The organism is Curtobacterium sp. NPDC092190 (assembly GCF_044755625.1).
Lineage (GTDB): Bacteria > Actinomycetota > Actinomycetes > Actinomycetales > Microbacteriaceae > Curtobacterium.
Genome location: NZ_JBIVRJ010000001.1, coordinates 827,274 through 852,233, shown reverse-complemented (window position 1 = coordinate 852,233; position 24,960 = coordinate 827,274). Strand labels below are relative to the sequence as shown.

The window sequence follows — 24,960 nt, the reverse complement described above, 5'->3', positions numbered from 1 at the left end:
CACGTGGTCGCGACTACTTCGCGTCGGCCTCCACGGCCTCCTTCGGCTCGCCCGTCGGGGTCAGGCCGCGCTCCTGGCGCTTCTTCGAGACGATGAGCGAGGCGGCCGTGGCCACCGCGATCGTCAGCGCGATGAAGCTCAGCGAGAACCAGATCGGGATCTCCGGGGCCCACTCGATGTGCTCGCCGCCGTTGATGAAGGGCAGCTCGTTGACGTGCATGGCGTGGAAGACGAGCTTGACGCCGATGAAGGCGAGGATGACCGCCAGGCCCTGACCGAGGTAGATGAGGCGCTCGAGCAGCCCCGCGATGAGGAAGTACAGCTGACGCAGCCCCAGCAGGGAGAACGCGTTCGCGGTGAACACGATGAACGCGTCCTGCGTCAGACCGAAGATCGCGGGGATCGAGTCCAGGGCGAACAGCACGTCGGTGAGGCCGATCGCGACCATGACGAGCAGCATCGGGGTGAACAGGCGCTTGCCGTCGACACGGGCCGTGAGCTTGTCACCGTGGTAGTCGTCCGTGGTCGGGATGATGCGACGCAGGACGCGGATGAGCTTCGAGTCGCCCTCGGTCTCGTCGTGCCCGCCGCCCTTCGCCTGCGACCAGGCGAGCCAGAACAGCAGCGCGCCGAACAGGTAGAAGACCCACGAGAAGTTCTCGATGATCGTGACGCCGAGGGCGATGAAGACGCCTCGGGCGACGAGGGCGATCGCGACGCCGACCAGCAGGACCTTCTGCTGGAACTCCTTCGGCACCGCGAAGCTCGACATGATGATGAGGAAGACGAACAGGTTGTCGACCGACAGGGCCTTCTCGGTCAACCAACCGGCGAAGTACTCGCCACCGGCCTGACCGCCGCCGAAGACCAGGATCCCGACACCGAACAGGATCGCGAGCCCGACGTAGAACGCCGACCAGAACGCGGACTCCTTGATGTGCGGGACGTGCGGGGTCCGCACGTGCGAGTAGAAGTCGAACACCAGCAGCGCGAGGATGCCCGCGATGGTGAGGAGCCAGACGAAGAGGGGAACGTCCAATGGATGTCCTTCAGGTTCGGGGCGTCCCGCGGAGCGGGTACGCCGATGCCTGAAGGTCTCCTCCGCCGTGTCGACCGACTGGTCGGACACGACCGGCGTCCCGGGTCTGGATCGTCCCAGACCGTACTGACGGGTGCGCCGCGCGGGAGTACTCCCCTTCAGGAACCGAGGATACCGGGCGCAGCGCCCACTGGTCGCGCCCTAAGCTGGGAGCATGGCGAGTTCCTGGTCACTGTCCACCCGTCTGCGCGGCCTGTTCCAGCGGAAGACCATCGACGAGACCACGTGGGACGATCTCGAGACCGCGTTGATCGGTGCGGATTTCGGCCCCGACATCGCGGACGAGGTCATCGAGGACCTGCACGCCCGCGTCGACCGGTACGGCACGACGGACCCCGCCGACCTGCAGCGCATGCTCCGCGAGGTGCTCGAGGAGCGCCTGTCGAAGCTCGACACGACCCTCAAGCTCAGCAACCGCCCGGCGGTCGTGCTCGTCGTCGGCGTCAACGGCGTCGGCAAGACCACGACGATCGGCAAGTTCGCGAAGTTCCTCAAGACGTACGACCGCACCGTCGTGGTCGGCGCGGCGGACACGTTCCGCGCGGCGGCGGTCGAGCAGGTCGCGACGTGGGCGCAGCGCGCCGGGGTCGAGGTCGTCCGACCGGCGCAGCCCGGCCAGGACCCGGCCTCGGTGGCGTACCAGACGGTCGAGAAGGCCATGCGCGACGGCACCGAGATCGTGGTGATCGACACGGCCGGCCGACTGCACACCAAGGCCGGCCTGATGGACGAGCTCGGCAAGATCAAGCGCGTCGTCGAGAAGCAGACCGAGATCGCCGAGGTGCTGCTCGTCCTGGACGCCACCACCGGGCAGAACGGTCTCGCCCAGGCGCAGGCCTTCATCGAGGGTGCCGGCGTCACCGGACTCGTCATCACCAAGCTCGACGGGTCGGCCAAGGCCGGGTTCGTGCTCAGCGTGCAGGAGAAGACCGGCATCCCGATCAAGCTCATCGGGCAGGGCGAGGGCATCAACGACCTCACCGGTTTCACCCCACACGTCTTCGTCCAGAACCTGGTCGGCTGAGCGCCGCGGTGTCCGCGTCCGGGAGATCCGCGTCCAGCAGACGAGGAGCACGACGCCCGGGCACCGTCCCGGTGCTCGAGGTCGTCGTGATGTGCGTGGTCGCGGTCGGGCTCACGATCGGCAGCCTGCTGCACAAGCTGCAGTGCGCCGCCCCCGGTGTCGACTTCGTGACCGCCACCCGCACGGCCTGCTTCGCGGACACCGTGAGCCTGTTCTCCAGTCGGGCGCTCGCGTCGCACGACTTCCCGTACGTGCAGCCGCTCGGCGAGAACGGGCTGCCGCCGGGCAGCCTCGAGTACCCGACGCTCAGCGGGATCTGGGCATGGCTGAGCGCACTGCCGGTGAGCTCGCTGCACGGGTTCCTCGTGGTCACCGCGCTGACCTTCGTGCCCGTGGTCGTCGTCACCGTCGTGGCGCTGGCCCGCGTCGCCGGCCGCCGGGCGTGGTTCTTCGCGGCCACCCCGCCGCTCTTCCTCTACGCGCTCTACAACTGGGACCTGCTCCCGGTGATGTGCACGGTCGTCGCGATCGCGGTGGCGGTCCGGTGGCCCGCCGGGCGGTCGCAGGTGTGGCGGGCCGTCGTCGTCGGTGCGCTGTTCGGTCTCGGCGGTGCCTTCAAGCTGTACCCGCTCGTCTTCGTCGCGCCGTTCGTCCTCGCCCTGCTCGTCGACACGACCGCGTCGTGGGGCGATCGTGCGCGCCGTGCCCTCGGCGCGGTGGCCGGCTCGGTCGGCGTGGTCCTCGTGGCAAACCTGCCGTTCGTGCTCGTCAACGCCGAGTCGTGGTTCTCCGTGATCCGCTACCAGGGCGTCCGGAACATCGACGGGGCGACGCTCTCGGTCTGGTACTACGCCTTCCAGCCGTGGTCGGCCGAGGACTCGCCCGCGTTCCAGCACACGCTGAACCTGCTGGCGACCGGGGCGACGGCGGTGGCACTGCTCGCGGTGTTGGTCACCGGGTTCGTCCTCGGTGTCCGTCGCGGTCGCATGCCCTGGATCGAGACCAGCGCGGCGCTCCTCTGCGCCTACCTGGTCGCGAACAAGGTGGACTCGCTGCAGTACGCGCTCTGGCTCGCGCCGTTCTTCGTGCTCGTCCGGATCCGCCTCGGTTGGGTGATCGCCTTCCTGGCCGCGAACACGCTGCTGTTCGCCGGGTGGTTCCGCCACATCTACCTGCAGGCGATCGGCACCACCGTGCGGACCTACGCGGACGAGGCGATGTCGATCGGCCTCTGGGCGCAGATCGTCCTGCTGCCGATCCTCGCGGTCGTGTTCCTGCGCAGTCGAGCAGTCGACCGTGACGACGAGGTGTCCGCAGTGCGCGGAGCGTCGGAGCCGCGACGGGCGCCCGCGGCCAGCGCATGAGCGTCCCCCGGGCCGTCGGCCGCAGCAGCGTCCGACCGGCAGGCGGCGTCGCCCCCGTCGAGCTCGTCGTGATGTGCCTGGTCGCCGTCGGCCTGACCGTCGGGAGCCTGTTCCAGAAGCTGCAGTGTGCGGGCGAGGGCCTGGACCTGGCGTACGTGACGCGGCACGCCTGCCTCGGTGACACCCTGAGCCTGTGGGGGAACCGCGACCTCGCGTCGCACGTCTTCCCCTACGTCGGGCCGCTGACCGACCGCGGTCTGCCGCCCGGCACGCTCGAGTACCCGACCCTCACCGGCCTGTGGGCCTGGCTCAGCGCCCTGCCGGTCGGGTCCAGCCGCGGGTTCCTCGTGGTGACGGCGCTCACGTTCGTGCCGGTGGTGGTGGTCGTGACCGTCCTCCTGGCCCGGATGGCCGGCCGGCGCGCGTGGATCTTCGCCGCGACACCGCCGCTGTTCCTCTACGCGCTCTACAACTGGGACCTGCTCACCGTGATGTGCACGACCGCGGGCGTCTTCGCCGCGGTGCGGTGGCCGGCCGGACGTGCGCCGGTCTGGCGTGCCGTCGTGGTGGGCGCGCTGTTCGGACTCGGCGGAGCGTTCAAGCTGTACCCGCTCGCGTTCGTGGCACCGTTCGTCCTCGCACTCCTCGTGGACGCCGGGCCGTCCTGGCCGGACCGGGTCCGTCGTGCCGCCGGGGCGGTGGGCGGCGCGCTCGGTGTGGTCCTCGCCGCGAACCTGCCGTTCGTGCTCGTCAACGCCACGTCGTGGTTCTCCGTGATCCGGTTCCAGGGCACCCGGGACATCGACCCGAGCACCATGTCGGTCTGGTACTGGGCGCTGCAGCCGTGGTCCGCGCAGAGCAGCCCGGAGGTCCAGCTCCGACTCAACCTGCTCTCGACGGCGGCGACCGCCGTGGCCGTGCTGGCCTTGCTCGCCGTCGGTCTGGTCATCGGGCTCCGGCGCGGCCGCATGCCCTGGATCGAGACGAGCGCGGCGCTCCTGTGTGCGTACCTCGTCGCGAACAAGGTCGACTCGCTGCAGTACGTGCTCTGGTTGACGCCGTTCTTCGCCGTCGTGCGGATCCGCCTCGGGTGGGTGGTGGCCTACGTGACCGCGAACCTGCTGCTCTTCGTCGGGTGGTTCCACTCGTTCGCGCTGAAGGCCGTGGGCGTCTCCGCCCGGACCTGGGCGGACGAGGCGCAGACCATCGGGATCTGGGGGCAGATCGTCCTGCTGCCGATCCTGGCGGTGGTGTTCCTGCGGAGCCGTGCGGTGGATCGCGACGCGGACCTCCCGGGGCCGGATCCCCGACCGGGGGCAGCTGCCGGGCCCCGTGCTCGGGGAACGGCGTCGCCGGCTCGCGAGTAGTGTCCGCTTCGGCCCGGGCGTCCGCTCGGTCTCGTTCCAGGGATTGGAGACCCTCATGCCCGCACTGCTGATCATCGCGATCATCGTCGGCCTCGTCCTGCTCTTCAGCGGCATCTTCGTCGGTGCGCTGAAGTTCCTGCTCTGGGTGGGCATCGTGCTCATCCTGCTGGCGGTCATCGGCTGGCTCCTCCGGAGCATCCGCGGTCGCGCGTAGCGACGGCCGGTCACGTCGGACGTGACCACGCGAGGACGGCAGGCCCGGTACCAGCTGGTACCGGGCCTGCCGTCCGTCCGTCGGTCGCCGGATCGGCGCTACACGGCCTGGCGACCCGGCGTCGCCTCGAGCAGGTGGGCCAGGTGCGGCGGCACCGTGCCGCCACGCGTGACGGTCGCGCGTGCCCACAACCGTCCCGCTCGGTAGGACGAGCGCACGAGCGGACCGGCGAGCACACCGGCGAAGCCGATGTCCTCGGCGATCTCGCGCAGGTCGACGAACTCCTCCGGCGTCACCCACCGCGCGACGGGCAGGTGCCGCGGCGACGGGCGGAGGTACTGCGTCAGCGTGATGATGTCGGTACCCGCCTCGTGCAGCTGCTCGAGTGCGTCGACGACCTCGTGCCGTTCCTCGCCCATGCCGAGGATGAGGTTCGACTTCGTCACCAGGCCCGCGTCGCGGCCCTGCGTGAGGACGTCGAGCGAGCGCTCGAAGCGGAACGCGGGGCGGATGCGCTTGAAGATGCGCGGCACGGTCTCGACGTTGTGCGCGAAGACCTCCGGGCGGGCGTCGAACACCTGCCCGAGCTGGTCGGGGCGGCCGTTGAAGTCCGGCACGAGGATCTCGACGCCGGTGCCGGGGGAGTGCTCGTGGACCTGTCGGATGGTCTCCGCGTAGAGCCAGGCGCCGCCGTCGTCGAGGTCGTCGCGGGCGACCCCGGTCACGGTCGCGTACTTGAGGCCCATCGACACGACGGAGTCCGCCACACGCCGGGGTTCGCCCCGGTCGAGCGGGCTCGGCTTGCCGGTGTCGATCTGGCAGAAGTCGCAGCGCCGGGTGCACTGCGAGCCGCCGATCAGGAAGGTGGCCTCCCGGTCCTCCCAGCACTCGAAGATGTTCGGGCAGCCGGCCTCCTGGCAGACGGTGTGCAGCTGCTTGTCCCGGACCAGTGCGGAGAGGTCCCGGAACTCCGGGCCCTGCGTCGCGCGGGTCTTGATCCAGGCGGGCTTCGTCTCGATGGGTGTCGCGGCGTTGCGCGCCTCGACCCGGAGCATGCGGCGGCCGTCGGGGGCGAGGGTCATGCGGCGACCTCCTGTCGCGTGGTGCTGCTGATGCGGTGACCGGCGTGCATGCCGTCGACCGCCTGCTGGATCCGTGGCCCGACGAGGGCGGCGACCTCGTCGACCGTGACGTGGCGGCCGGTCGCGCGGCTGAGGGTGGTGACGCCCGCGTCGGCGATGCCGCACGGGACGATCGCGCCGTAGGGGGCGAGGTCGTTGTCGCAGTTGACCGCGATGCCGTGGCTCGAGACGTGCTCGGCGACGTGCAGGCCGATCGCGCCGACCTTGTCGTGCGGGCCGCCGCCCGGTCGGGGCACCCAGACACCGCTGCGCCCGTCGACCCGTTCGGCGGTGACCCCGACCGAGGCTGCCGCGTCGAGGACGACCTGCTCGAGGTCGCGGACCCACGCGACGACGTCGAGCGGATCGGCGAGCCGGACGATCGGGTAGGCCACGAGCTGCCCCGGCCCGTGCCACGTGATCCGTCCGCCCCGGTCGACGTCGACGACCGGGGACCCGTCGGTCGGTAGGTCAGCGGGTTCGGTGCGGCGCCCGGCCGTGTAGACGCTCGGGTGCTCGCAGAGCACGACGACGCCGGGGGAGCGGCCGGCGACGACGTCGGCGTGGAACGACCGCTGGACGGCGAGGCCCTCCTCGTAGTCGAGGAGCCCGGGCCAGCGGATGATCTCGAGCTGGGGCACGTCGAGCACGCTACCCCGGTTCCTGGACGCAGTCCAACAACCGGTGGGCGGGCGGTCCGGGGTGGTCGGAGGTGGCCCTGTAGAATCGTCGGACCATGGCACAATTCGGCTCACTCTCCGATCGGCTGACCGAGACCTTCCGCAACCTGCGGAGCAAGGGTCGTCTGTCCCCGTCCGACGTCGACGGCACCGTCCGCGAGATCCGCCGGGCCCTGCTCGACGCGGACGTCGCGCTCGAGGTCGTCAAGGCCTTCACCGCCTCGGTGCGGGAACGTGCGCTCTCGGACGAGGTCAACAAGGCACTCAACCCCGCGCAGCAGGTCGTGCAGATCGTCAACGAGGAACTCGTCGGCATCCTCGGCGGCCAGCAGCGCCGACTCGAGTTCGCGAAGCGACCGCCGACCGTGATCATGCTCGCGGGCCTCCAGGGTGCCGGCAAGACGACGCTCGCGGGCAAGCTCGGCAAGTGGCTCAAGAAGGACGGCCACACGCCGATGCTCGTCGCGGCGGACCTCCAGCGTCCCAACGCCGTGCAGCAGCTCCAGGTCGTGGGCGAGCAGGCCGGCGTGCACGTGTTCGCTCCCGAGCCCGGCAACGGCGTCGGCGACCCGGTCAAGGTCGCGAAGAACGCGATCAAGGCCGCGGTCGACCAGCAGTACGACACCGTCATCGTGGACACCGCCGGTCGACTCGGTGTCGACGCCGAGCTCATGAAGCAGGCGGCGAACATCCGCAAGGCCGTCGACCCGGACGAGGTCCTGTTCGTCATCGACGCGATGATCGGTCAGGACGCCGTCGCGACCGCTCGCGCCTTCCAGGAGGGCGTCGACTTCACCGGTGTCGTCCTGTCCAAGCTCGACGGCGACGCCCGCGGTGGTGCGGCCCTGTCGGTCGCCAGCGTCACGGGCCGCCCGATCATGTTCGCGTCCACGGGCGAGGGGCTCGACGACTTCGAGCCGTTCCACCCGGACCGCATGGCGAGCCGCATCCTCGACCTCGGCGACATCCTGTCGCTCATCGAGCAGGCGCAGTCCGCGTTCGACGAGGACGAGGCGCGCAAGGTCGCCGAGAAGATCGCGACCGACTCGTTCACGCTGAACGACTTCCTCGCGCAGATGCAGCAGCTCCGCAAGGCCGGCTCGATCAAGGGCATGCTCGGCATGCTCCCGGGCGCGAAGGGCATGCGCGAGGCGCTCGACAACTTCGACGAGAGCGAGATCGTCCGGACCGAGGCGATCATCCAGTCGATGACGAAGCAGGAGCGCGAGCTCCCGAAGCTCCTCAACGGCTCGCGACGTCTCCGCATCGCCAAGGGCTCCGGCACCACCGTGACCGAGGTCAACGCGCTCGTCAACCGCTTCGAGCAGGCAGCGAAGATGATGCGCACCGTCGCCCGTGGTGGCGTGCCGCAGATGCCGGGCATGGGGCCGATCCCGGGCATGCACGGCGGCAAGAAGAAGCAGCAGCAGGGCGGCGCCAAGAAGAAGAAGGTCGGCAACCCCGCCAAGCGCGCGGCGCTCGCGTCGGGTGCGGCGGCGCAGCCGCAGCAGCAGGCACCCACCGGGTCCGGTCTCGGACTCGGCGGTCCGAAGGGCGGCAAGGCGCCCACCGAGGAAGAGCTGGCCAGCCTGCAGAAGTTCCTCGGCCGCTAGTCGCGACCCCATGACCGACGGGAGGCCCGGTACCAGCTGGTACCGGGCCTCCCGTCCGTTCCGTGGTGTCGTCTAGAGCGACTCCCGCAGCTCCGTCACCAGGTGGCGGACCACCGCTCGGAGGTCCCCGCCGTTCTCCTGCGCCACCCGCAGCTGCCGCTGGTACGACGCGCCGTCGGCGATCATCGTGTCCAGGTGGTGCAGCTCCTGCTGGCAGCCCAGACGGTCGGCGATCGGGTCGAGCCGCTGGACCAGGTCGTGGACCTCGTCGGTGACCAGGCGCTCGTGGCCGGCGGCGTCGGTGATGATCTCGGCCTCCATGCCGTAGCGGGCCGCGCGCCACTTGTTCTCGCGGATGAACCACGGCTGCATCGACGGCAGCGTCTCGCCGCGGTCGAGGCGGTCCGAGAGCGCGGTGACGAGGCACTGGACGAACGCGGTCACGGCACCGACCTCGTGGAGGGTCGAGATGCCGTCGGACACGCGGTTCTCGAGCGTCCCCCACCCCGGCGACGGGCGGATGTCCCAGCGCAGGTCCTTGAACCCGTCGATCACACCGGTCTTCGTCAGGTCGTCGACGACGGTCTCGAAGCCGGTCCAGTCGTCGATGCCCGGCGGCAGGCCGCCGGTGGGGAGCTGCTGGAACATGAGGGCACGGTTCGAGGCGTACCCGGTGTCGGTCCCGCCCCAGAACGGGCTCGACGCGGTGAACGCCTGCAGGTGCGGGACGTACGCGAGCATCGCGTTCATGATCGGGACCGCCTTGTCGCGGTCGTCGATCCCCACGTGCACGTGCACGCCCCAGATGAGCATCTGCCGACCCCACCAGCGCGTGCGGTCGATCAGCGTGGTGTAGTGCTCGCTGTCCGCCGTGATCTCCTGCTGGTCCCACTGCGCGAACGGGTGGGTGCCGGAGCACATCACCTGCGCGTCGAGCGGTTCGGCGGCGTCGATCACCTCGCCGATGATGCCCGCGAGCTCGCTCGTCGCCCCACCGACGGTGTCGTGCACCCCCGTGACCACCTCGACGGTGTTCGTGAGGAGTTCCTCGGTCACCCGGTCGGGATCGCCGAGGCGCTCCTGTACGGCGGAGAGCACGGCGGGGGCACGGGGCGCGAGGTCGCCGGTGCCGCGGTCGACCAGCGGGAGCTCCCACTCGACGCCGAGGGTCGACGGGCGGGACTCGGTGAAGCGGATGTCCATGGGGCCATCCTGCCCGTCGGCTTGGAGGGTCGGCACAAGGAGTTCGGTCCCGGGCACGTCGTCCGGCAGAGTGGTCGCCATGAGCAGCGTTGCCGTGCCCGACCTCGCAGTCCTCTCCTCGTCCTGGAACCTCGGACCGCTCCACCTGCGGAACCGGGTGGTGATGGGGTCGATGCACACCGGGCTCGAGGTCCTCGACGACGGCGGTGCCGCGATGGCCGCGTTCTACCGCGAGCGCGCGGCGGGCGGCGTCGGCTGCATCGTCACCGGCGGGATCGCGATCAGCGACGAGGCCCGTGGTGGTCCGGACTTCGCGGTGTTCGGCACCGGGGGCGCGGACGAACGGTTCCGGGTCGCCGTCGCGGCCGTGCACGACGAGGGCGGAGCCGTGCTCGCCCAGCTCTTCCACGCCGGCCGGTACGCCCTCGCGAACGGCCTGGTCGACCGGCACGGCCGACCCCAGCGCGTGGTGGCTCCGTCGGCGCTGCCGTGGGCGGCGGCGCGCGGGGTCCAGCCGGTCGCGCTCACCGACGCCGAGGTCCGCCGGACGATCGACGACTTCGCCGCCGCCGCCCGGTCTGCCGCGGCGATCGGCTTCGACGGTGTCGAGATCATGGCGTCCGAGGGCTACCTGGTCAACCAGTTCCAGTCGCCGCTGACGAACCTCCGCGACGACGAGTGGGGCGGGGACGCGGTCCGACGCCGTCGCTTCGCGATCGAGGTCGTCCGGGCCGTCCGCACCGCCGTGCCCGACCTGGCCGTCACGATCCGGTTGTCCGGCGCCGACCTCATGCCCGGGTCGACGACGGACGCCGAGGTCGACGCGCTCGTGCACGACCTGCTGCCGCTGGGACTCGACGGGATCTCGGTCGGCATCGGCTGGCACGAGTCGCGCACGCCGACCGTGCAGGCCGCGGTGCCGCACGGCGCGTGGCTGGCGTACGCCGAGCGGGTCGCGGGGGTGGTCCGGGCGTCGGGGCACCCCGGGGTCCGGGTCATCGCCTCGAACCGGATGACCGACCTGCGTGACGGCGAGGCGGTGCTCCGCGGCGGGCAGGTCGACGCCGTCGCGCTCGCCCGTCCGTTCCTCGCGGACCCGGAGATCGTCCGCCGATCGCTCGACGGCCGCTTCGACCTGGTGAACACCTGCATCGGCTGCAACCAGGCGTGCCTCGACCACTCCATCGTCGGACGGCCCGTGTCCTGCCTCGTGAACCCCCGTGCCGGCCGCGAGCTGACCATGCCGCTCCGGCCGACCGTCGAGCCGAAGCGCGTCGACGTGGTCGGCGGTGGCCCGGCCGGGCTGGCCGCCGCGGTGGACGCCGCACGGCGCGGGCACGCCGTGACGCTGTGGGAGGCGACCGACGCCCTCGGCGGGCAGTTCGCCCTGGCCGCGGCGATCCCCGGCAAGGAGGACTACGCCGCGACCGTCCGGGCGGCGCGCGCCGAGCTCGACGACCGCGGGGCGACCGTGCACACCGGCCGTGCGGCCACCGTCGCCGACCTGCTCGACAGCGACGCCGTGGTGCTCGCGGCGGGGGTCGTGCCCCGCGTGCTGGACGTCCCGGGCGCCGAGCTGCCCCACGTGGTGTCCTACGAGGACGCCCTGCGCGACGGGGTCCCGCCCGGCACCGTCGCGGTGGTCGGCGGCGGGGGCATCGGGGTCGACACGGCGGCCTTCCTGGTCGAGTCGCCCGACGAGGCGGTGCGCGCGGCGGAGTTCGCGGCGCGCTGGGACGTCACCGTCGCTGACGACCTGGTCGGCGACGTCCCGCAACGGCTTCCCGCGGTGGCACGGACGCTCCGCCCCGGAGCCGACGTCACGGTGCTCCGTCGGTCCGGGAAGTTCGGCCAGGGGATCGGCATCACCTCGCGCTGGGTGGCGGTCGGACGACTGCGCGACGCCGGGGTGCGGATGGTCGGCGGGGTGCAGGAGTACCTGCGCATCGAACCCGGGACGCTGTGGATCCGGGACGAGGACGGTCGGGAGACCGCGGTACCGGCCGACCACGTCGTCGTGTGCGCCGGGCAGGAACGCGCACCCGCGGTCGAGGGCGACGAGGCCGAGGACACGTCGGGGGTCGCCGTCGCAGGGGGAGGGCTCGCACCGGGCCTGGCTGCCGCGGGGGTGCCGTACGCCGTCGTCGGCGGTGCCCGGGACGCCAGGAGCGTCGACGCGGTCCGTGCCACGAGCGAGGCGATCGAGGCCGTGCGCGCCCTCGCATCGTGACGACACGGCGGCCACGGCGCGTCCCGGCTCGCTTCTCCGGCGGAAACCTGCAAGAATGAACGGTCGAATCGCGTCTGCTCGACCCTCTATCCAGCAGGTCGCGACTTCCTTCGAGCTTCCACCGCGCGTGCCCCCACGCCCGCGGTTCCGGTTCAACCACAACAACACGCAACAGGAGTAATTGTGGCTGTCAAGATCCGTCTCAAGCGTCTCGGCAAGATCCGTGCGCCCTACTACCGCATCGTCGTCGCCGACTCGCGCACCAAGCGCGACGGTCGTGTGATCGAGGAGATCGGTCAGTACCACCCGACCGAGGAGCCCTCGGTCATCAAGATCGAGTCCGAGCGTGCGCTCTACTGGCTCGGCGTCGGCGCGCAGCCGACCGAGCAGGTCGCGGCGCTCCTCAAGCTCACCGGCGACTGGGGCAAGTTCAAGGGCGAGGGCAACACCGAGTCCACCGTCAAGGTCGCCGAGCCGAAGCAGGCCTTCGTCGCGGACACCGCCAAGAAGGCCGTCCTGAAGCCGAAGTCGGAGAAGACGGCCCCCGCCGCCGCTCCGACCGAGTCGGCCGACGACGCCGCCGAGACGACCGAGGCCTGATTCCTTGCTCGACTCTGCGCTGACGCACCTCGTCAAGGGGATCGTCGATCACCCGGACGACGTCCGCGTCGCCAGTTCCACCTCTGCGCGTGGCGAGGTCCTCGAGGTGCGTGTGCACCCCGAGGACCTCGGTCGCGTGATCGGTCGCGCCGGACGGACCGCAAAGGCGCTCCGCACCCTCGTCTCGGCTCTCGCCGACGGCAAGCGGGTGCGGGTCGACGTGGTCGACACCGATTCCTAGGGAGACGACCCAACTCCGGGTGGGTCGCATCACGAAGGCGCACGGGCTCAAGGGCGGCATCAAGCTCGAGCTCTACACCGACGACCCGGATCGTCGGTTCACGCCGGGGGCGGAGTTCACGCTCCAGGTCCCCTCGGACTCGCCGTGGTCGGGCAAGACCCTGACCATCGACGAGCTCCGCTGGTACAACGGCCACCCGGTCGCCTTCTTCGAGGGCGTCGCGGACCGCACCGCCGCTGAGTCCCTCGCGCGGGCGATCCTCTGGGTCGAGCAGGACGCCGACGCCGAGACCGGTGAGGACGACGCCTGGTACGACCACCAGCTGGTCGGCTTGCGCGTGCTCCGCGACGGCGTCGAGGTCGGTACGGTCGCCCGCGTCGACCACCTGCCCGCGCAGGACCTGCTCGCGATCGACACCCGGTCGCGCGGCGAGGTCCTGGTGCCGTTCGTCTCGGCCATCGTGCCGACGGTCGACATCACGGCCGGGACCGTCACGGTGACGCCCCCGACGGGACTGTTCGAGGACCCCGAGGACACCTCGCGGCCCGAGACGGTCACGCCGACCGACCGCGAGGGCTGATCGTGCGGATCGACATCGTCACGATCTTCCCGGAGTTCTTCTCCGTCCTCGACGTCTCGCTGCTCGGCAAGGCCCGCTCGGACGGGCTGCTCGACGTGCACGTGCACGACCTGCGGCACTGGACGACCGACCGGCACCGCACGGTCGACGACACCCCGTACGGCGGTGGCGCGGGCATGGTCATGAAGCCCGAGCCGTGGGCGCAGGCGCTGTCGTCGATCCTGCGCGAGGACGGCTCGTCGACGCTCGTCGTCCCCACGCCGGCGGGCACCCCCTTCCGTCAGTCGATCGCCCGGTCGCTCGCGTCCGAGCACGACCACCTCGTGTTCGCCTGCGGGCGGTACGAGGGCATCGACGCCCGCGTGTTCGCGTGGGCGGCCGAGCGGTGCTCGGTCGTCGAGCTCTCGCTCGGTGACTACGTGCTGAACGGCGGCGAGGTCGCGGCCATGGCGATGATCGAGGCGGTCGGCCGTCTCGTCCCCGGGGTCGTCGGCAACCCGGAGTCGCTCGTCGAGGAGTCCCACGAGGACGGCCTGCTCGAGTACCCGTCGTACACGAAGCCGGCCCTCTGGCGGGACCTCGAGGTGCCGGACGTCCTGCTCAGCGGGCACCACGCGCGCGTCGCCGCCTGGCGGCACGAGCAGCAGGTGGAGCGGACCCGTCGCGTCCGCCCGGATCTGCTGCCCGACGCGTAGCGCCGGCCGCGTCGCCGCGCGCTCTGCGCCGGCTGGTCCGGCAGCGGTGCTCCGTGCACGTTCCGGTCGCACGATGTGCCGTTCCTGCGCGTTGCGGTCGCACGACGTGCCGCCGGCGCACGTTCCGGTCGCGCGACGTGCCGCCGGCGCACGTTCCGGTCGCGCGACGTGCCGCCGGGCTGGATCGTGAGCGGCAGGTCGCGCGACGAGGGCGCCCGCGTCCCGACGGATGGATGGACGAACGGACGGGAGGCGCGGGGCGGGGTCGCGCCGCGCCTCCCGGCAGTCAGGCGGTCGCCTCGGTGCGCTGGGCGCGTCGCAGGGTGAGCACCTCGGGACCGTCGTCGGTGACCGCCACGGTGTGCTCGACGTGCGCGGCACGGGATCCGTCGACGCTCTTCAGCGTCCAGCCGTCCTCGTCCTGCACGAGTTCGTCGGTGCCCTGCATGAGCCACGGCTCGATCGCGACCACGAGGCCCGTGCGGAGCTTCAGGCCGCGGCCGGGGCGGCCGTCGTTCGGCACGTGCGGGTCACCGTGCATCGTGCGGCCGACGCCGTGCCCACCGAACTGCGTGTTGACGCTGTAGCCGGCGTCCTTCGCCACCCTGCCGATGGCGTAGGAGACGTCGCCGAGCTTGTTGCCCGGTCGGAACTGCTCGATGCCGGCCAGCAGCGCGCGCTCGACCGTCCCGACGAGTCGCTGGTCCTCGTCGCGGGCCGTGCCCACCTGCACCGTGACGGCGGAGTCCGCCACCCAGCCGTCGACGCTCGCGGCGAAGTCCAGGCTGACGAGGTCGCCGTCGACGAGCACGCGGTCGTACGGCAGGCCGTGCAGGGCCGCGTCGTTCACCGACGTGCACAGGTTCCGGCCGAAGGGGGAGTTGCCGAACGAGGGGTGGTAGTCGACGTAGCAGCTCACGGCGCCACGGTCGGCGATCATCCGAGCGGCCACGCGGTCGAGGTCGAGCAGGTTCACGCCCACGTCGACGGTCTCGAGCAGCTCGTCGAGGACGTCGGCGACGAACCGTCCGGCGGCGCGCAGGCCCTCCAGCTCGGCGGGGGTGCGGAGTTCGATCATGCGTCCATCCTGGTCGTTTTGCGAGCGGGCTTCCCTGTGGCATGATGGGCCGCTGTGCCCTGGCTGGACTCTGCCACGGGGGAGTCGCCGATTCCGGGCACGCACACTTCTTTCCACACACCGATCCGCGGCGACCCGTGCGCGTCCGCAGAGAGTGAACGAACATGCAGCTCCTCGACCACGTCGACGCAGCGTCCCTGCGCACCGACGTCCCGGACTTCCGCCCCGGCGACACCATCAAGGTGCACGTCAACATCATCGAAGGCACGCGCTCGCGTGTCCAGGTGTTCCAGGGCGTCGTCATCGCCCGCCAGGGCCACGGCCTCGGCGAGACCTTCAAGGTCCGCAAGGTGAGCTTCCAGGTCGGCGTCGAGCGCTGGTTCCCGGTGCACTCGCCGATCATCGACCACATCGAGGTCGTCACCCGCGGTGACGTCCGTCGCGCGAAGCTCTACTACCTGCGCGAGCTCCGCGGCAAGGCGGCCCGCCGCAAGATCAAGGAGAAGCGCGACGCCTGATCGCCTTCACAGTGAGGGCCCGCGAGCCGGGTTCCACTGGACGCCCCCCGCCGATGTACGGTTGTGCATCGACGGGGGGCTTTCCCGTTGTGCGCGCTCCACGGAGCGCAGGGTCTTCCACGTCCGACGAGTGCGGGTGTGGGTCGGCACGCTGGTCGAGCGTGCATGTGAACGAGAGCGGACATGACGGACACCACCGAAGGATCGGGACGCCGCCCACGGGCTGAGCGCAAGGGCAACGGCGTCCTGACGTTCCTGCGGGACCTCGTCATCATCTTCCTCGCGGCACTGCTCGTCTCGTTCCTCGTCAAGACGTTCCTGATCCGGTCGTTCTACATCCCGTCGGAGTCGATGGAGAACACCCTGCAGGTGAACGACCGGGTGATCGTCAACGAGCTCGTGCCGGACGTGGTGTCGCTCAAGCGCGGTGACGTCGTGGTCTTCAAGGACCCGGGCGGCTGGTTGACCGGCACGAACGTGCCGGGCGTCGCGCCGACCACGCAGCCGGCGAAGGCGATCGACTGGCTCCTCACCCAGGTCGGTCTCGGGACCGGTGACAGCGACGACCACCTCATCAAGCGGGTCATCGGCCTGCCGGGGGACAAGGTCACGTGCTGCAACGACCTCGGGCAGATGTCCGTGAACGGCGTGCCCATCAAGGAGCCGTACACGCTGCTGCCGAGCGGCGCCCCGGCGTCGGCCGACCCGTTCTCGGTGACCGTCCCCGAGGGCACGATCTGGGTGATGGGCGACAACCGCAACGACTCGAAGGACTCCCGCTACAACCGCGACACCCCGTCGAAGGGCTTCGTGCCGCTGTCGGACGTCACCGGCAGGGCGTTCGTCATCTCGTGGCCCACGAGCCGCTGGACGTGGCTCGACGACTACCCCGACGTGTTCGCGGGTGTGGAGGAGAAGGACCGGTGACCCCGGTCCGGCCCTCGCTGCGGGTCGAGAAGAAGCTGCTCGGCTCCGGTCGGGTGACCGTGATCGGCATGGACGAGGTCGGCCGCGGGGCGATCGCCGGTCCGGTGGCCGTCGGGGTCGCGGCGGTCACGATCGACATCGGACGCGTGCCCCAGGGGCTCGCCGACTCGAAGCTGCTGTCCGCCGCTCGGCGCACCGAGCTCGAGCCCGTCGTCCGACGGTGGGCACGGACCGCCGTGGGCATGGCGACGGCGGACGTGGTCGACCAGCAGGGCATCGTCCCTGCGCTCGGCCAGGCCGGTGCGGCGGCGCTCGGCGCGCTCGTCGACGACGGGCTGTGCCTCGACGACGCCGTCGTGGTGCTGGACGGCTCGTTCGACTGGTTGTCCCGTGCCGTCCCCACAGCGCTGGTCCCGTCCGCCCGGCCGCTCGACGTCGTGGTGCGCGTGAAGGCGGACCGGGACTGCGCCTCGGTCGCCGCAGCGTCCGTGGTGGCGAAGGTCGAGCGCGACGCCCTGATGGTCGCTGCGCACGAGGAGGCTCCGCACTACGGGTGGGCGTCCAACAAGGGGTACGGGTCCACGGCGCACTACGACGGGATCCGGTCCGTCGGGGCGCACGCGCTGCACCGGAAGAGCTGGCTGCACCAGGCGTCGAGCGTCGCCCTGGACGGCTTCGACGAGCTGGCCGTCACCGGCTGACCCACCCCGTCGTCCATCGTCGGTCGGCTCGCCGTAGACTGTGCGGGCGATGGATGACGACGAATTCGACGACTACGACCGCGAGGTCGAACTTGCCCTGTACCGCGAGTACCGCGACGTCGTGTCGCAGTTCCGGTACGTGGTCGAGACCGAGCGGCGGTTCTACCTGGCGAACGAGGTCGACCTCGTCCGCCGTGACACCGAGCACGACTTCTACTTCGAGCTCACGATGAACGACGTGTGGGTGTGGGACGTCTACCGTTCCGACCGGTTCGTGAAGTCCGTGCGTGTCCTCACGTTCAAGGACGTGAACGTCGAGGAACTCACGTCGCGGGAACTCGAACTGCCCAAGGAACTCGCACTCGACGAGTGATCCACAGCTTTACTGGAATTGCGACTCGGGCTTCTTCCGACGACATTCCCGCAATTGTCGCGCTACGGTGGTGGTGAAGCTTTTCCCGTGACCCACCGTCACGGGGATCACCACCCCTCGACCCAGGAGCACGACATGGCACAGAAGGTCACCGTCCAGCTCGTCGACGACCTCGACGATTCGCCCATCGCCGCCGGCGAAGGCCGCACCGTGGAATTCGCGTTCGACGGTTCGAACTACGAGATCGACCTGTCCGACGACAACGTGGACAAGTTCCGCGAAGCGATCTCGGACTACGTCGCAGCGGCACGGAAGGTCTCCGGTCGTCGTTCCGGTGGCAGCAGCGGTTCTGCGCCGAAGTCCGCGCCCAAGCGCGGGAACTCCGAGGAACTCGCGAAGATCCGCGACTGGGCGAAGGAGAACGGGTACGAGGTCTCGAGCCGCGGCCGTATCTCGACCCAGGTGCAGGAAGCGTACGCAGCCGCGCACTGACGCACGACCTCACGAGGCCCCGGATGTCCTGACGACATCCGGGGTCTCGTCATTCCTGCACAACATTCCCATCAAGAGTGCTCATCCACAGTTCCGTCATCCGGCCGACGGCGCCGGTTGCATTGCCGCATCGTCGTCGGTGGAGGCAACGACATGGAACGACGAACACTGGGGCAGTACGGCGAGGACCGCGCGGTGGAATGGCTCACGGCGCGCGGGTACCGATTGGTGGAACGGAACTGGCGGTGCGCACGCGGCGAGGTCGACGTGGTCGCCTGGCACGGGCGGACACTCGTGTTCATCGAGGTCAAGACGCGAGCGGGCACGGCGACCGGGCACCCGTTCGAGGCGATCACCACGGCGAAGACCGCGCGCCTCCGACGGCTGGTGCCGCTGTGGTTCGCGGCGCATCCCGACACGCACGCCCCGGCGGTCCGTCTCGATGCGCTGGCGGTGCACGTGGCCGGTGACCGGCACGGCATCGAGCACCTGACGGGGATCCTGTGACCGGCATCGGTCGGTCCGCCGCGGTCGCCCTGCTCGGCGTGACCGGACGGCGGATCGAGGTCGAGGCGCACCTGACGAGCCAGCTGCCCGCCTTCAGCATCATCGGACTGCCGGACACCTCGTTGGGCGAGGCCCGAGAGCGGGTCCGGGCCGCAGCGGCGAACGCCGGGGCGCCCCTGCCGGCCCGGCGGATCACGGTCAACCTGACGCCGGCGGCGATCCCGAAGCGCGGATCGGGCTTCGACCTGGCGATCGCCATGGCGGTACTCGCCGGCGCGGACGTCGCGCCCTGCGTGAGCGAACGGGTCGTGTACATCGGGGAGCTCGGGCTCGACGGGCGACTCCGGCCCGTACCCGGGGTCGTGCCGATGCTGCTCGCGGCACGGGACGCCGGAGCCGAGCGGGTGGTGCTCCCCACGGGGAACGCCGAGGAGGCCCGGTTCGTGCGCGGCGTGGACGTCCGCGCCGTGGACTCGCTCCGTGCCGCCGCGATCGACGCCGGGGCGCTCCTCCCGCCGGTCGAGGTCGACCCGGTCGCCGCACCGCCGGTGCTCCCCGAGCGTTCACCCGTCGCCGAGCTGGCCGAGGTCGTGGGCAACCCCACCGGCGTCCGTGCCCTCGTCGCGGCGGCCGCCGGCGGACACCACGCCCTGCTCGTGGGACCGCCGGGCGCCGGCAAGACGATGCTCGCGGAACGGCTGCCGGGTCTGCTGCCGGACCTCGACGACGACGCGGCGCTCGAGGTCGCGGCGGTCCGGTCTGTCGCCGGGCACGGGGTCGCATCGTGGACCACGAGACCTCCGTGGGAGGCCCCGCACCACTCGGCGTCCGCGGCGTCCCTCATCGGTGGCGGCTCCGGCACGGTCCGACCGGGCGCCGTCTCGCGCGCGACACAGGGCGTGCTGTTCCTCGACGAGGCCCCGGAGTTCCCGCGCGCGGTGCTCGACGCGCTGCGACAGCCCCTGGAGTCCGGACGGATCACGGTGCACCGGGCCGCCGGGGCCGCCGAGTTCCCCGCACGCTGTCAGGTCGTGCTCGCGGCGAACCCGTGTCCGTGCGGCAACGCCGGTTCGACGCGGCAACCGTGCGAGTGCGCGCCGGCCACCGTCCGCCGGTACCTCGGCCGCATGTCCGGGCCGTTGCTCGACCGCATCGACATCCGGGTGCGGGTGCCGCGGGTGACCACCGGCCTGATCCGCGGTGAGGACGGCACGACCCCCAGCACGGCCCAGGCTCGAGCGACCGTCGAGGCGGCACGCCACGCGATGCGCACCAGGCTCGTCGGTACGGGGTGGACCCGGAACGCCGAGGTGTCGGGGGCGTGGCTCCGCGGCCCCGGGCGGGTGGACCGGCGGGCGACGACGGCGCTCGACCAGGCGCTCGACCTCGGCACGCTGACGATGCGCGGCTGGGACCGGACGATGCGCCTCGCCTGGACGCTCGCGGACCTGCAGGGGGACGACCGGCCGGGTGAACGGCACGTGCGCGAGGCCCTCGCCCTCCGGAGTGCGCTGTGACCGGGGCGCCCGACCTGCTCGAGACGGTCGCGGTGCTCCTCGGTCGGGCTGTGGCCGACGCGGTGGACCCGGTCGAGGCAGCGGCGCGCGTGGCGTGGTCGGCCGTCGTGGAGCCGGGGGACTTGGTGGCGGGGATGCTCGTCCAGGGGCTTGGGGCCGAGCGCTCGTTCGCGCTCGTCCGGTCGGCGTGCGACGACGGACCCGTGGGCCTGCTCGACTCCTGCATCGACCGGGGTGTCCCGGGGGCTGAGTCCCCGGCACCCTTCGCCCGCACGCTGCGGGTCGCCCTCGAGCGCTGGCGCCCACGGCTCGCCCGGGTCGACGTCCTGACGACGCTCGAGGCCGCGCGCGCGGTCGGTGCGCGGCTCGTCGTGCCGGGCGCGGCCGGGTGGCCCACCGGCGTCGACGACCTCGGGCCGCACGCGCCCGTCGTGCTCTGGACGCGGTCGGGGCGTCGGCCCTCCGGTCCTGCCCTGGCCGTCGTCGGTTCACGGGCGAACACCGTCGCAGGGGCCGAGGCGACCGCGGAGATCGCCTCGGCCGCCGCCGACGCCGGGTGCACGGTGGTGAGTGGTGGTGCCTACGGCATCGACGCGATCGCGCACCGGGTCGCGGTCGCGGCGGGCACGCCGACGGTGGCGGTCCTGGCCGGCGGGATCGACCAGCTCTACCCGACGGGCAACGTCGAACTGCTGCGGAACGTCGCACGGCAGGGCAGCCTGCTGGCCGAGTCCCCGCCGGGTACCCGGCCGACACGGTGGCGGTTCCTCGCACGGAACCGACTGATCGCGGCGCTGGGTGCGGCGACCGTGGTGGTCGAGGCCGGGGCCCGCTCGGGCGCGTTGAACACGGCGCACCACGCTGCGCAGCTCGGCCGCCCCGTGTTCGCCGTCCCGGGGGCGTTCTCGTCGTCGGCGTCGGTCGGGTGCCACCGTCTCGTCGCGCAGGGGCGTGCTCAGATCGTCGTCGGTCCGGGCGACCCCGTCGACGCCGTCGTCGGACGACGCGGATCCGGGCGCGGACACCCGTCGAGGGACGGTGGGCCGACGCACGCCGACGAGCCGATCGGCGGGCGGCAGGACCCCGAGGTGGTCCGGGTCCTGGACGCACTCGGTCGACGGGCGCTCGGCGAGCAGGAGATCGCCGTGCGCTCGGGCATGTCGGCGGGTGCGGTGGCGGACGCGCTCGCGCTGGCCGAACTGCAGGGGCTCGTCACGCACACCGTCGGCGGGTGGACCAGGTCGTGACGGCGCCGGACGCTTACCCTGGGGTCCGTGGCGGAGCAGGCGGACGGGCGACTCGTGGCGGCGGTGGAGTCGTTCCTCGACCACGTCCGTGGCGCCCGGGGCCTGAGTGACCAGACCGTCCGTGCCTACGCGAACGACCTCGACCAGCTGGTGCAGTTCGCCGACGAGCGGCGGATCGCCGCCACCGCGGACCTCGGTCTCGAGGTGCTCCGCGACTGGCTGTGGGAAGCGGACCGACGCGGGCTCGCCCGGTCCACGATCGCGCGCCGGTCGTCGTCGGTGCGGGCGTTCACCCGCTGGGCCAGCGAGACCGGTCTGCTCGACACCGACCCCGGCGCCCGGCTGCGCGCGCCGAAGGGGGCGGGGCACCTGCCGCGCGTCGTGTCGACCGACCAGGTCCGGACGGTGCTCGACGGACTCGCGGCTCGGGCGGACACGGACGACCCTGCTGCGCTCCGCGACCTGGCGGTCGTCGAACTGCTCTACGCCGCGGCGATCCGGGTGAGCGAGCTCGTCGGCATCGACGTCGAGGACGTCGACCGAGACCGCCTGACCGTGCGAGTGCTCGGCAAGGGCGGCAAGGAACGGGTGGTGCCGTTCGGCGTGCCCGCAAGGGACGCGCTCGAGGCCTGGCTCGAACGGGGTCGCCCGGTCCTCGCTGCGCGCGCTGCCGAGCGGTCGCCGGCCCCCGCCCGGCAGTCGGACACCTCCCCGCAGCCGGACCCCTCCGAGCAGCAGGTGCAGCGCTCTGGTGGGCCCGCGCTCTTCCTCGGTGACCGGGGTGGCCGACTCGGGGTCCGCAGCGTGTACCGGGTCGTCGCTCGAGCGCTCGGAGACCTGCCGGGCGCCGGTCCGAGCGGGCCGCACACCTTCCGGCACACCGCGGCGACGCACCTGCTCGACGGGGGAGCGGACCTCCGGGCCGTGCAGGAGCTCCTCGGGCACGCGAGCCTCGGGACGACGCAGATCTACACGCACGTCTCGTCCGCCCGGCTCCGGGAGGTCTACCGAACGGCGCACCCCCGCGCTTGACGGCGAACGGCCGGGCGGGAGTCCCGACGCCGTTCCGCCGCACGGCCTCGCGGCCTCCGGCGCGTCACCCCGGCCACGCCGACTCCGGGAGCAGGACCGGCCAGGCAGCCGGCGACAGGAACCGCAGCGGATCGACGTAGCGACCCTCGACCCGTGCGCCGAGGTGCAGGCACGGATCGGCGGCGGGACAGTGTCCGACCGTGACGACACCGACCACCATCCCCTGCTGGACGGCGTCGCCCGTCGCCACCGAGGGTTCGACGGAGTCCAGCGTGCTCACGAGGCCCTCCCCGTGGTCGATGGTCACGACGCCCCTGCCGGCGACCTGCCCGGCGAACGACACCGTGCCGTCCGCCACCACGACCGCAGGGGTACCGACGGACGTGGCCAGGTCGATGCCGCGGTGACCGGGCGCGTAGTCGTCCGCGGGTGCCTCGAACGGTCGGACCACCTCGCGCGTGCCCGTCGGCCAGACCCACGGCGCTGGAGCGACGTCCTCGCTCGCCACGATCGTTCCGGCCGAGCGGCCAGCCTCGTCGGACGTCGTCGGGTGCCCCGACAGGAGCGCACTCGCGAGCGCGACCACGAGCGGACCCGCGAGTGCGACCAGGAGTGCGACCGCGAGGACGAGGAGCCCACCCGGCCGCCCGGGCCGAGGGAGGAGCGGTGACCGTCTCATGTGACGAGGGTCGTCGAGACGCACCCGGGCACGGGCGGCGGCAGGCCGATCTGGGGACGGTGCCCGCTGCCTCCAGGGCTGTGCAGGGACGGCTGTCGGACGGCGCCGCGCCGCACCACGTCCCCTCGCGGTGCCGGCTGCGACACGACACGCGTCGATCGACGCGTGCAACGTCGGCGAACCCGTGCGATCCACGGCGACCCCAGAACGCGTCCAACCCCGCATGCCTCGCCGCGCCGCCGCGCCGCCGCGCCCCGATGTGCCCCGCGAGCCGCCAGCGAGTACAGTCGGGGCCGCTCCGGAACACGCAACGCCGCTCGGACGGCGAACCAGCCGACCGCCGGGGCACCGTGCGCCACCCAGCACGGCGGCAAGAACCTGGAGCACCGTGTCGAACACGTCCACCCAGCACGGCGAGGACCGTGCGTTCAAGGGAAAGGTCACCCTGTTCGCCATCGCGGCGGCAGTCGGCGGCTTCCTCTTCGGATTCGACTCCTCCGTCATCAACGGAGCCGTCGACGCGATCAAGGGCGAGTTCGGCCTGTCCGAGGCCGCCAGCGGCTTCGCGGTCGCCTCCGCGCTCATCGGCTGTGCCTTCGGTGCCTACTTCGCCGGTCGCCTGGCCGACCGCTGGGGCCGGACGCGCGTCATGTTCTGGGCAGCGGTGCTGTTCTTCGTCAGCTCGATCGGCTCCGCCTTCGCGTTCGCGACCTGGGACCTCGTCATCTGGCGTCTCGTCGGTGGCCTCGGCATCGGTACCGCGTCGGTGATCGCCCCCGCGTACATCTCCGAGGTCTCCCCGAAGGCGATCCGCGGTCGACTGGCGTCCTTCCAGCAGCTCGCCATCACGCTCGGCATCTTCGCCGCCCTGCTCTCCGACCAGCTCTTCGCGGTGACCGCCGGTGGCGCCTCGGAGCAGGTCCTCGGCCTCGCCGCCTGGCGATGGATGTTCCTCGTCGGTGTCGTGCCGTCCGTCGTCTACGGCGTGCTCGCGATCACCCTGCCGGAGTCCCCGCGCTTCCTGCTCTCGAAGGGCCGTGCCGACGACGCCCGTGAGGTCATGGGCAAGATCGTCCCGCGTGACACCGTGAACACGAGCCTGGAGGAGATCCAGGACGGCATCAAGAAGGAGGCCAACGAGAAGAAGGGCTCCATCCGGGGCAACCGCTTCGGCCTGCAGCCCATCGTCTGGGTCGGCATCATCCTCGCCGTGCTGCAGCAGTTCGTCGGCATCAACGTGATCTTCTACTACTCGACGACCCTCTGGCAGGCGGTCGGGTTCAAGGAGAGCGACTCGTTCCTCATCTCGACGATCACGTCGATCGTCAACGTCGCCGTCACGTTCATCGCGATCTTCACCGTGGACAAGCTCGGCCGGAAGCCGCTGCTCGTGGCGGGCTCGTCGGGCATGTTCGTCTCGCTCACGATGGTCGCGATCGCGTTCTCGCAGGCCACGATCGTGGACGGCGCGCCGAGCCTGCCCGGCTCCTGGGGCATCATCGCGCTGATCTTCGCGAACCTGTTCGTGGTCTCCTTCGGCGCCACCTGGGGTCCGCTCATGTGGGTCCTGCTCGGCGAGATGTTCCCGAACCGCATCCGCGCGACCGCGCTCGGTGTCGGCTCGGCCGCCAACTGGATCGCGAACTTCGTGGTCACGATCTCGTTCCCGGTGCTCTCCGGCTTCAACCTGACGGTGACCTACGGCATCTACGCCCTGTTCGCCCTGCTCTCGCTGTTCTTCGTCATCGCGAAGATCCCGGAGACGAAGGGCCGCTCCCTCGAGGAGATGGGCATCACGGCAGAGGGCGACACGGTGTCGGCGAAGTAGCGTCCACCGGCGTCACCACCCGACGGGAGG

The 24,960-nt window shown here is 71.5% G+C and carries 26 protein-coding genes; 20 read left to right on the top strand and 6 right to left on the bottom strand.

What is annotated here, in order from left to right; genetic code table 11:
* Window positions 1-13: 13 nt before the first annotated feature.
* The gene (locus ACIQFY_RS03945; RefSeq protein ID WP_066654849.1) at window positions 14-1,039 is read right to left on the bottom strand and encodes a TerC family protein; all 1,026 of its coding nucleotides are present in this window, start codon (window positions 1,037-1,039) and stop codon (window positions 14-16) included.
* Between the two features lie 214 nt (window positions 1,040-1,253).
* Between ACIQFY_RS03945 and ftsY the strand changes: the two genes are divergently transcribed.
* From ftsY to ACIQFY_RS03925, 4 genes are all read left to right on the top strand, one after another.
* Window positions 1,254-2,123: a signal recognition particle-docking protein FtsY gene (ftsY, locus tag ACIQFY_RS03940; protein ID WP_058748735.1), complete on the top strand. Its 870-nt coding sequence runs from the start codon at window positions 1,254-1,256 to the stop codon at window positions 2,121-2,123.
* A gap of 71 nt (window positions 2,124-2,194) precedes the next feature.
* Complete coding sequence (locus tag ACIQFY_RS03935; protein WP_400338353.1) at window positions 2,195-3,487, top strand: hypothetical protein; 1,293 nt, start codon at window positions 2,195-2,197, stop codon at window positions 3,485-3,487.
* Complete coding sequence (locus tag ACIQFY_RS03930) at window positions 3,484-4,854, top strand: hypothetical protein (protein WP_400338351.1); 1,371 nt, start codon at window positions 3,484-3,486, stop codon at window positions 4,852-4,854. Before ACIQFY_RS03935 ends, ACIQFY_RS03930 begins: the two co-directional genes overlap by 4 nt.
* 55 nt (window positions 4,855-4,909) lie before the next feature.
* A complete protein-coding gene (locus ACIQFY_RS03925) occupies window positions 4,910-5,068 on the top strand; it encodes a DUF4175 domain-containing protein (RefSeq protein ID WP_137767577.1) in 159 nt (52 codons plus the stop codon).
* Window positions 5,069-5,166: 98 nt separating this feature from the next.
* Here ACIQFY_RS03925 and lipA read toward each other — a convergent pair whose 3' ends face one another.
* Both lipA and lipB read right to left on the bottom strand, forming a co-directional pair.
* On the bottom strand, window positions 5,167-6,150 hold the full coding sequence (gene lipA / locus ACIQFY_RS03920) for a lipoyl synthase (RefSeq protein WP_326496756.1): 984 nt from the start codon (window positions 6,148-6,150) through the stop codon (window positions 5,167-5,169).
* Window positions 6,147-6,830, bottom strand: coding sequence for a lipoyl(octanoyl) transferase LipB (gene lipB / locus ACIQFY_RS03915; RefSeq protein WP_374191712.1), 684 nt, complete (start codon window positions 6,828-6,830; stop codon window positions 6,147-6,149). The genes lipA and lipB overlap by 4 nt, the downstream gene beginning before the upstream one ends.
* 95 nt (window positions 6,831-6,925) lie before the next feature.
* On the opposite strand from lipB, the gene ffh reads away from it, so the two are divergent.
* Window positions 6,926-8,482, top strand: coding sequence for a signal recognition particle protein (gene ffh / locus ACIQFY_RS03910; RefSeq protein WP_066654840.1), 1,557 nt, complete (start codon window positions 6,926-6,928; stop codon window positions 8,480-8,482).
* Between the two features lie 72 nt (window positions 8,483-8,554).
* On the opposite strand, the gene ACIQFY_RS03905 is transcribed toward ffh, so the two are convergent.
* Window positions 8,555-9,685, bottom strand: coding sequence for a glutamate--cysteine ligase (locus ACIQFY_RS03905; protein WP_209682218.1), 1,131 nt, complete (start codon window positions 9,683-9,685; stop codon window positions 8,555-8,557).
* Between the two features lie 79 nt (window positions 9,686-9,764).
* Here ACIQFY_RS03905 and ACIQFY_RS03900 point away from each other — a divergent pair, with 79 nt between their 5' ends.
* The 5 genes from ACIQFY_RS03900 (at window position 9,765) to trmD (ending at window position 14,031) form a co-directional block, all read left to right on the top strand.
* Entirely contained in the window at window positions 9,765-11,915 is a 2,151-nt protein-coding gene (locus ACIQFY_RS03900) for an FAD-dependent oxidoreductase (RefSeq protein WP_400338347.1), read from the top strand.
* A 183-nt stretch (window positions 11,916-12,098) separates the two neighbouring features.
* Complete coding sequence (rpsP, locus tag ACIQFY_RS03895) at window positions 12,099-12,515, top strand: 30S ribosomal protein S16 (protein WP_400338345.1); 417 nt, start codon at window positions 12,099-12,101, stop codon at window positions 12,513-12,515.
* Window positions 12,516-12,519: 4 nt separating this feature from the next.
* Entirely contained in the window at window positions 12,520-12,756 is a 237-nt protein-coding gene (locus tag ACIQFY_RS03890; protein WP_058730104.1) for an RNA-binding protein, read from the top strand.
* Window positions 12,757-12,775: 19 nt separating this feature from the next.
* On the top strand, window positions 12,776-13,336 hold the full coding sequence (rimM, locus tag ACIQFY_RS03885; RefSeq protein ID WP_400338343.1) for a ribosome maturation factor RimM: 561 nt from the start codon (window positions 12,776-12,778) through the stop codon (window positions 13,334-13,336).
* A 2-nt stretch (window positions 13,337-13,338) separates the two neighbouring features.
* On the top strand, window positions 13,339-14,031 hold the full coding sequence (gene trmD / locus ACIQFY_RS03880; RefSeq protein ID WP_066654831.1) for a tRNA (guanosine(37)-N1)-methyltransferase TrmD: 693 nt from the start codon (window positions 13,339-13,341) through the stop codon (window positions 14,029-14,031).
* 286 nt (window positions 14,032-14,317) lie between these two features.
* Here the strand turns inward: trmD and map are convergent, their stop codons facing one another.
* The gene (gene map / locus ACIQFY_RS03875; RefSeq protein WP_066654828.1) at window positions 14,318-15,109 is read right to left on the bottom strand and encodes a type I methionyl aminopeptidase; all 792 of its coding nucleotides are present in this window, start codon (window positions 15,107-15,109) and stop codon (window positions 14,318-14,320) included.
* A 164-nt stretch (window positions 15,110-15,273) separates the two neighbouring features.
* Between map and rplS the strand changes: the two genes are divergently transcribed.
* The 9 genes from rplS (at window position 15,274) to ACIQFY_RS03830 (ending at window position 22,423) form a co-directional block, all read left to right on the top strand.
* The gene (rplS, locus tag ACIQFY_RS03870; protein ID WP_058730094.1) at window positions 15,274-15,627 is read left to right on the top strand and encodes a 50S ribosomal protein L19; all 354 of its coding nucleotides are present in this window, start codon (window positions 15,274-15,276) and stop codon (window positions 15,625-15,627) included.
* 183 nt (window positions 15,628-15,810) lie between these two features.
* Complete coding sequence (lepB, locus tag ACIQFY_RS03865) at window positions 15,811-16,554, top strand: signal peptidase I (RefSeq protein ID WP_400338340.1); 744 nt, start codon at window positions 15,811-15,813, stop codon at window positions 16,552-16,554.
* Complete coding sequence (locus ACIQFY_RS03860; RefSeq protein ID WP_326496751.1) at window positions 16,551-17,255, top strand: ribonuclease HII; 705 nt, start codon at window positions 16,551-16,553, stop codon at window positions 17,253-17,255. The genes lepB and ACIQFY_RS03860 overlap by 4 nt, the downstream gene beginning before the upstream one ends.
* Before the next feature lie 49 nt (window positions 17,256-17,304).
* Window positions 17,305-17,628, top strand: a complete 324-nt coding sequence (locus ACIQFY_RS03855; RefSeq protein ID WP_058730091.1) for a DUF2469 family protein — start codon at window positions 17,305-17,307, stop codon at window positions 17,626-17,628.
* A 135-nt stretch (window positions 17,629-17,763) separates the two neighbouring features.
* Entirely contained in the window at window positions 17,764-18,120 is a 357-nt protein-coding gene (locus tag ACIQFY_RS03850; RefSeq protein WP_066654821.1) for an Lsr2 family protein, read from the top strand.
* A gap of 153 nt (window positions 18,121-18,273) precedes the next feature.
* Window positions 18,274-18,627, top strand: a complete 354-nt coding sequence (locus tag ACIQFY_RS03845; RefSeq protein WP_400338337.1) for a YraN family protein — start codon at window positions 18,274-18,276, stop codon at window positions 18,625-18,627.
* Window positions 18,624-20,144, top strand: a complete 1,521-nt coding sequence (locus ACIQFY_RS03840) for a YifB family Mg chelatase-like AAA ATPase (protein WP_326496749.1) — start codon at window positions 18,624-18,626, stop codon at window positions 20,142-20,144. Before ACIQFY_RS03845 ends, ACIQFY_RS03840 begins: the two co-directional genes overlap by 4 nt.
* Window positions 20,141-21,391 carry a DNA-processing protein DprA gene (gene dprA / locus ACIQFY_RS03835; protein ID WP_400338335.1) on the top strand — a complete coding sequence of 417 codons (1,251 nt, stop codon included), beginning with the start codon at window positions 20,141-20,143 and terminating at the stop codon, window positions 21,389-21,391. Before ACIQFY_RS03840 ends, dprA begins: the two co-directional genes overlap by 4 nt.
* A 27-nt stretch (window positions 21,392-21,418) precedes the next feature.
* Window positions 21,419-22,423, top strand: a complete 1,005-nt coding sequence (locus ACIQFY_RS03830; RefSeq protein WP_400338334.1) for a tyrosine recombinase XerC — start codon at window positions 21,419-21,421, stop codon at window positions 22,421-22,423.
* Between the two features lie 64 nt (window positions 22,424-22,487).
* On the opposite strand, the gene ACIQFY_RS03825 is transcribed toward ACIQFY_RS03830, so the two are convergent.
* A complete protein-coding gene (locus ACIQFY_RS03825; RefSeq protein ID WP_400338332.1) occupies window positions 22,488-23,102 on the bottom strand; it encodes a M23 family metallopeptidase in 615 nt (204 codons plus the stop codon).
* A 388-nt stretch (window positions 23,103-23,490) separates the two neighbouring features.
* On the opposite strand from ACIQFY_RS03825, the gene ACIQFY_RS03820 reads away from it, so the two are divergent.
* On the top strand, window positions 23,491-24,930 hold the full coding sequence (locus ACIQFY_RS03820) for a sugar porter family MFS transporter (protein WP_066654813.1): 1,440 nt from the start codon (window positions 23,491-23,493) through the stop codon (window positions 24,928-24,930).
* Window positions 24,931-24,960: the final 30 nt, after the last annotated feature.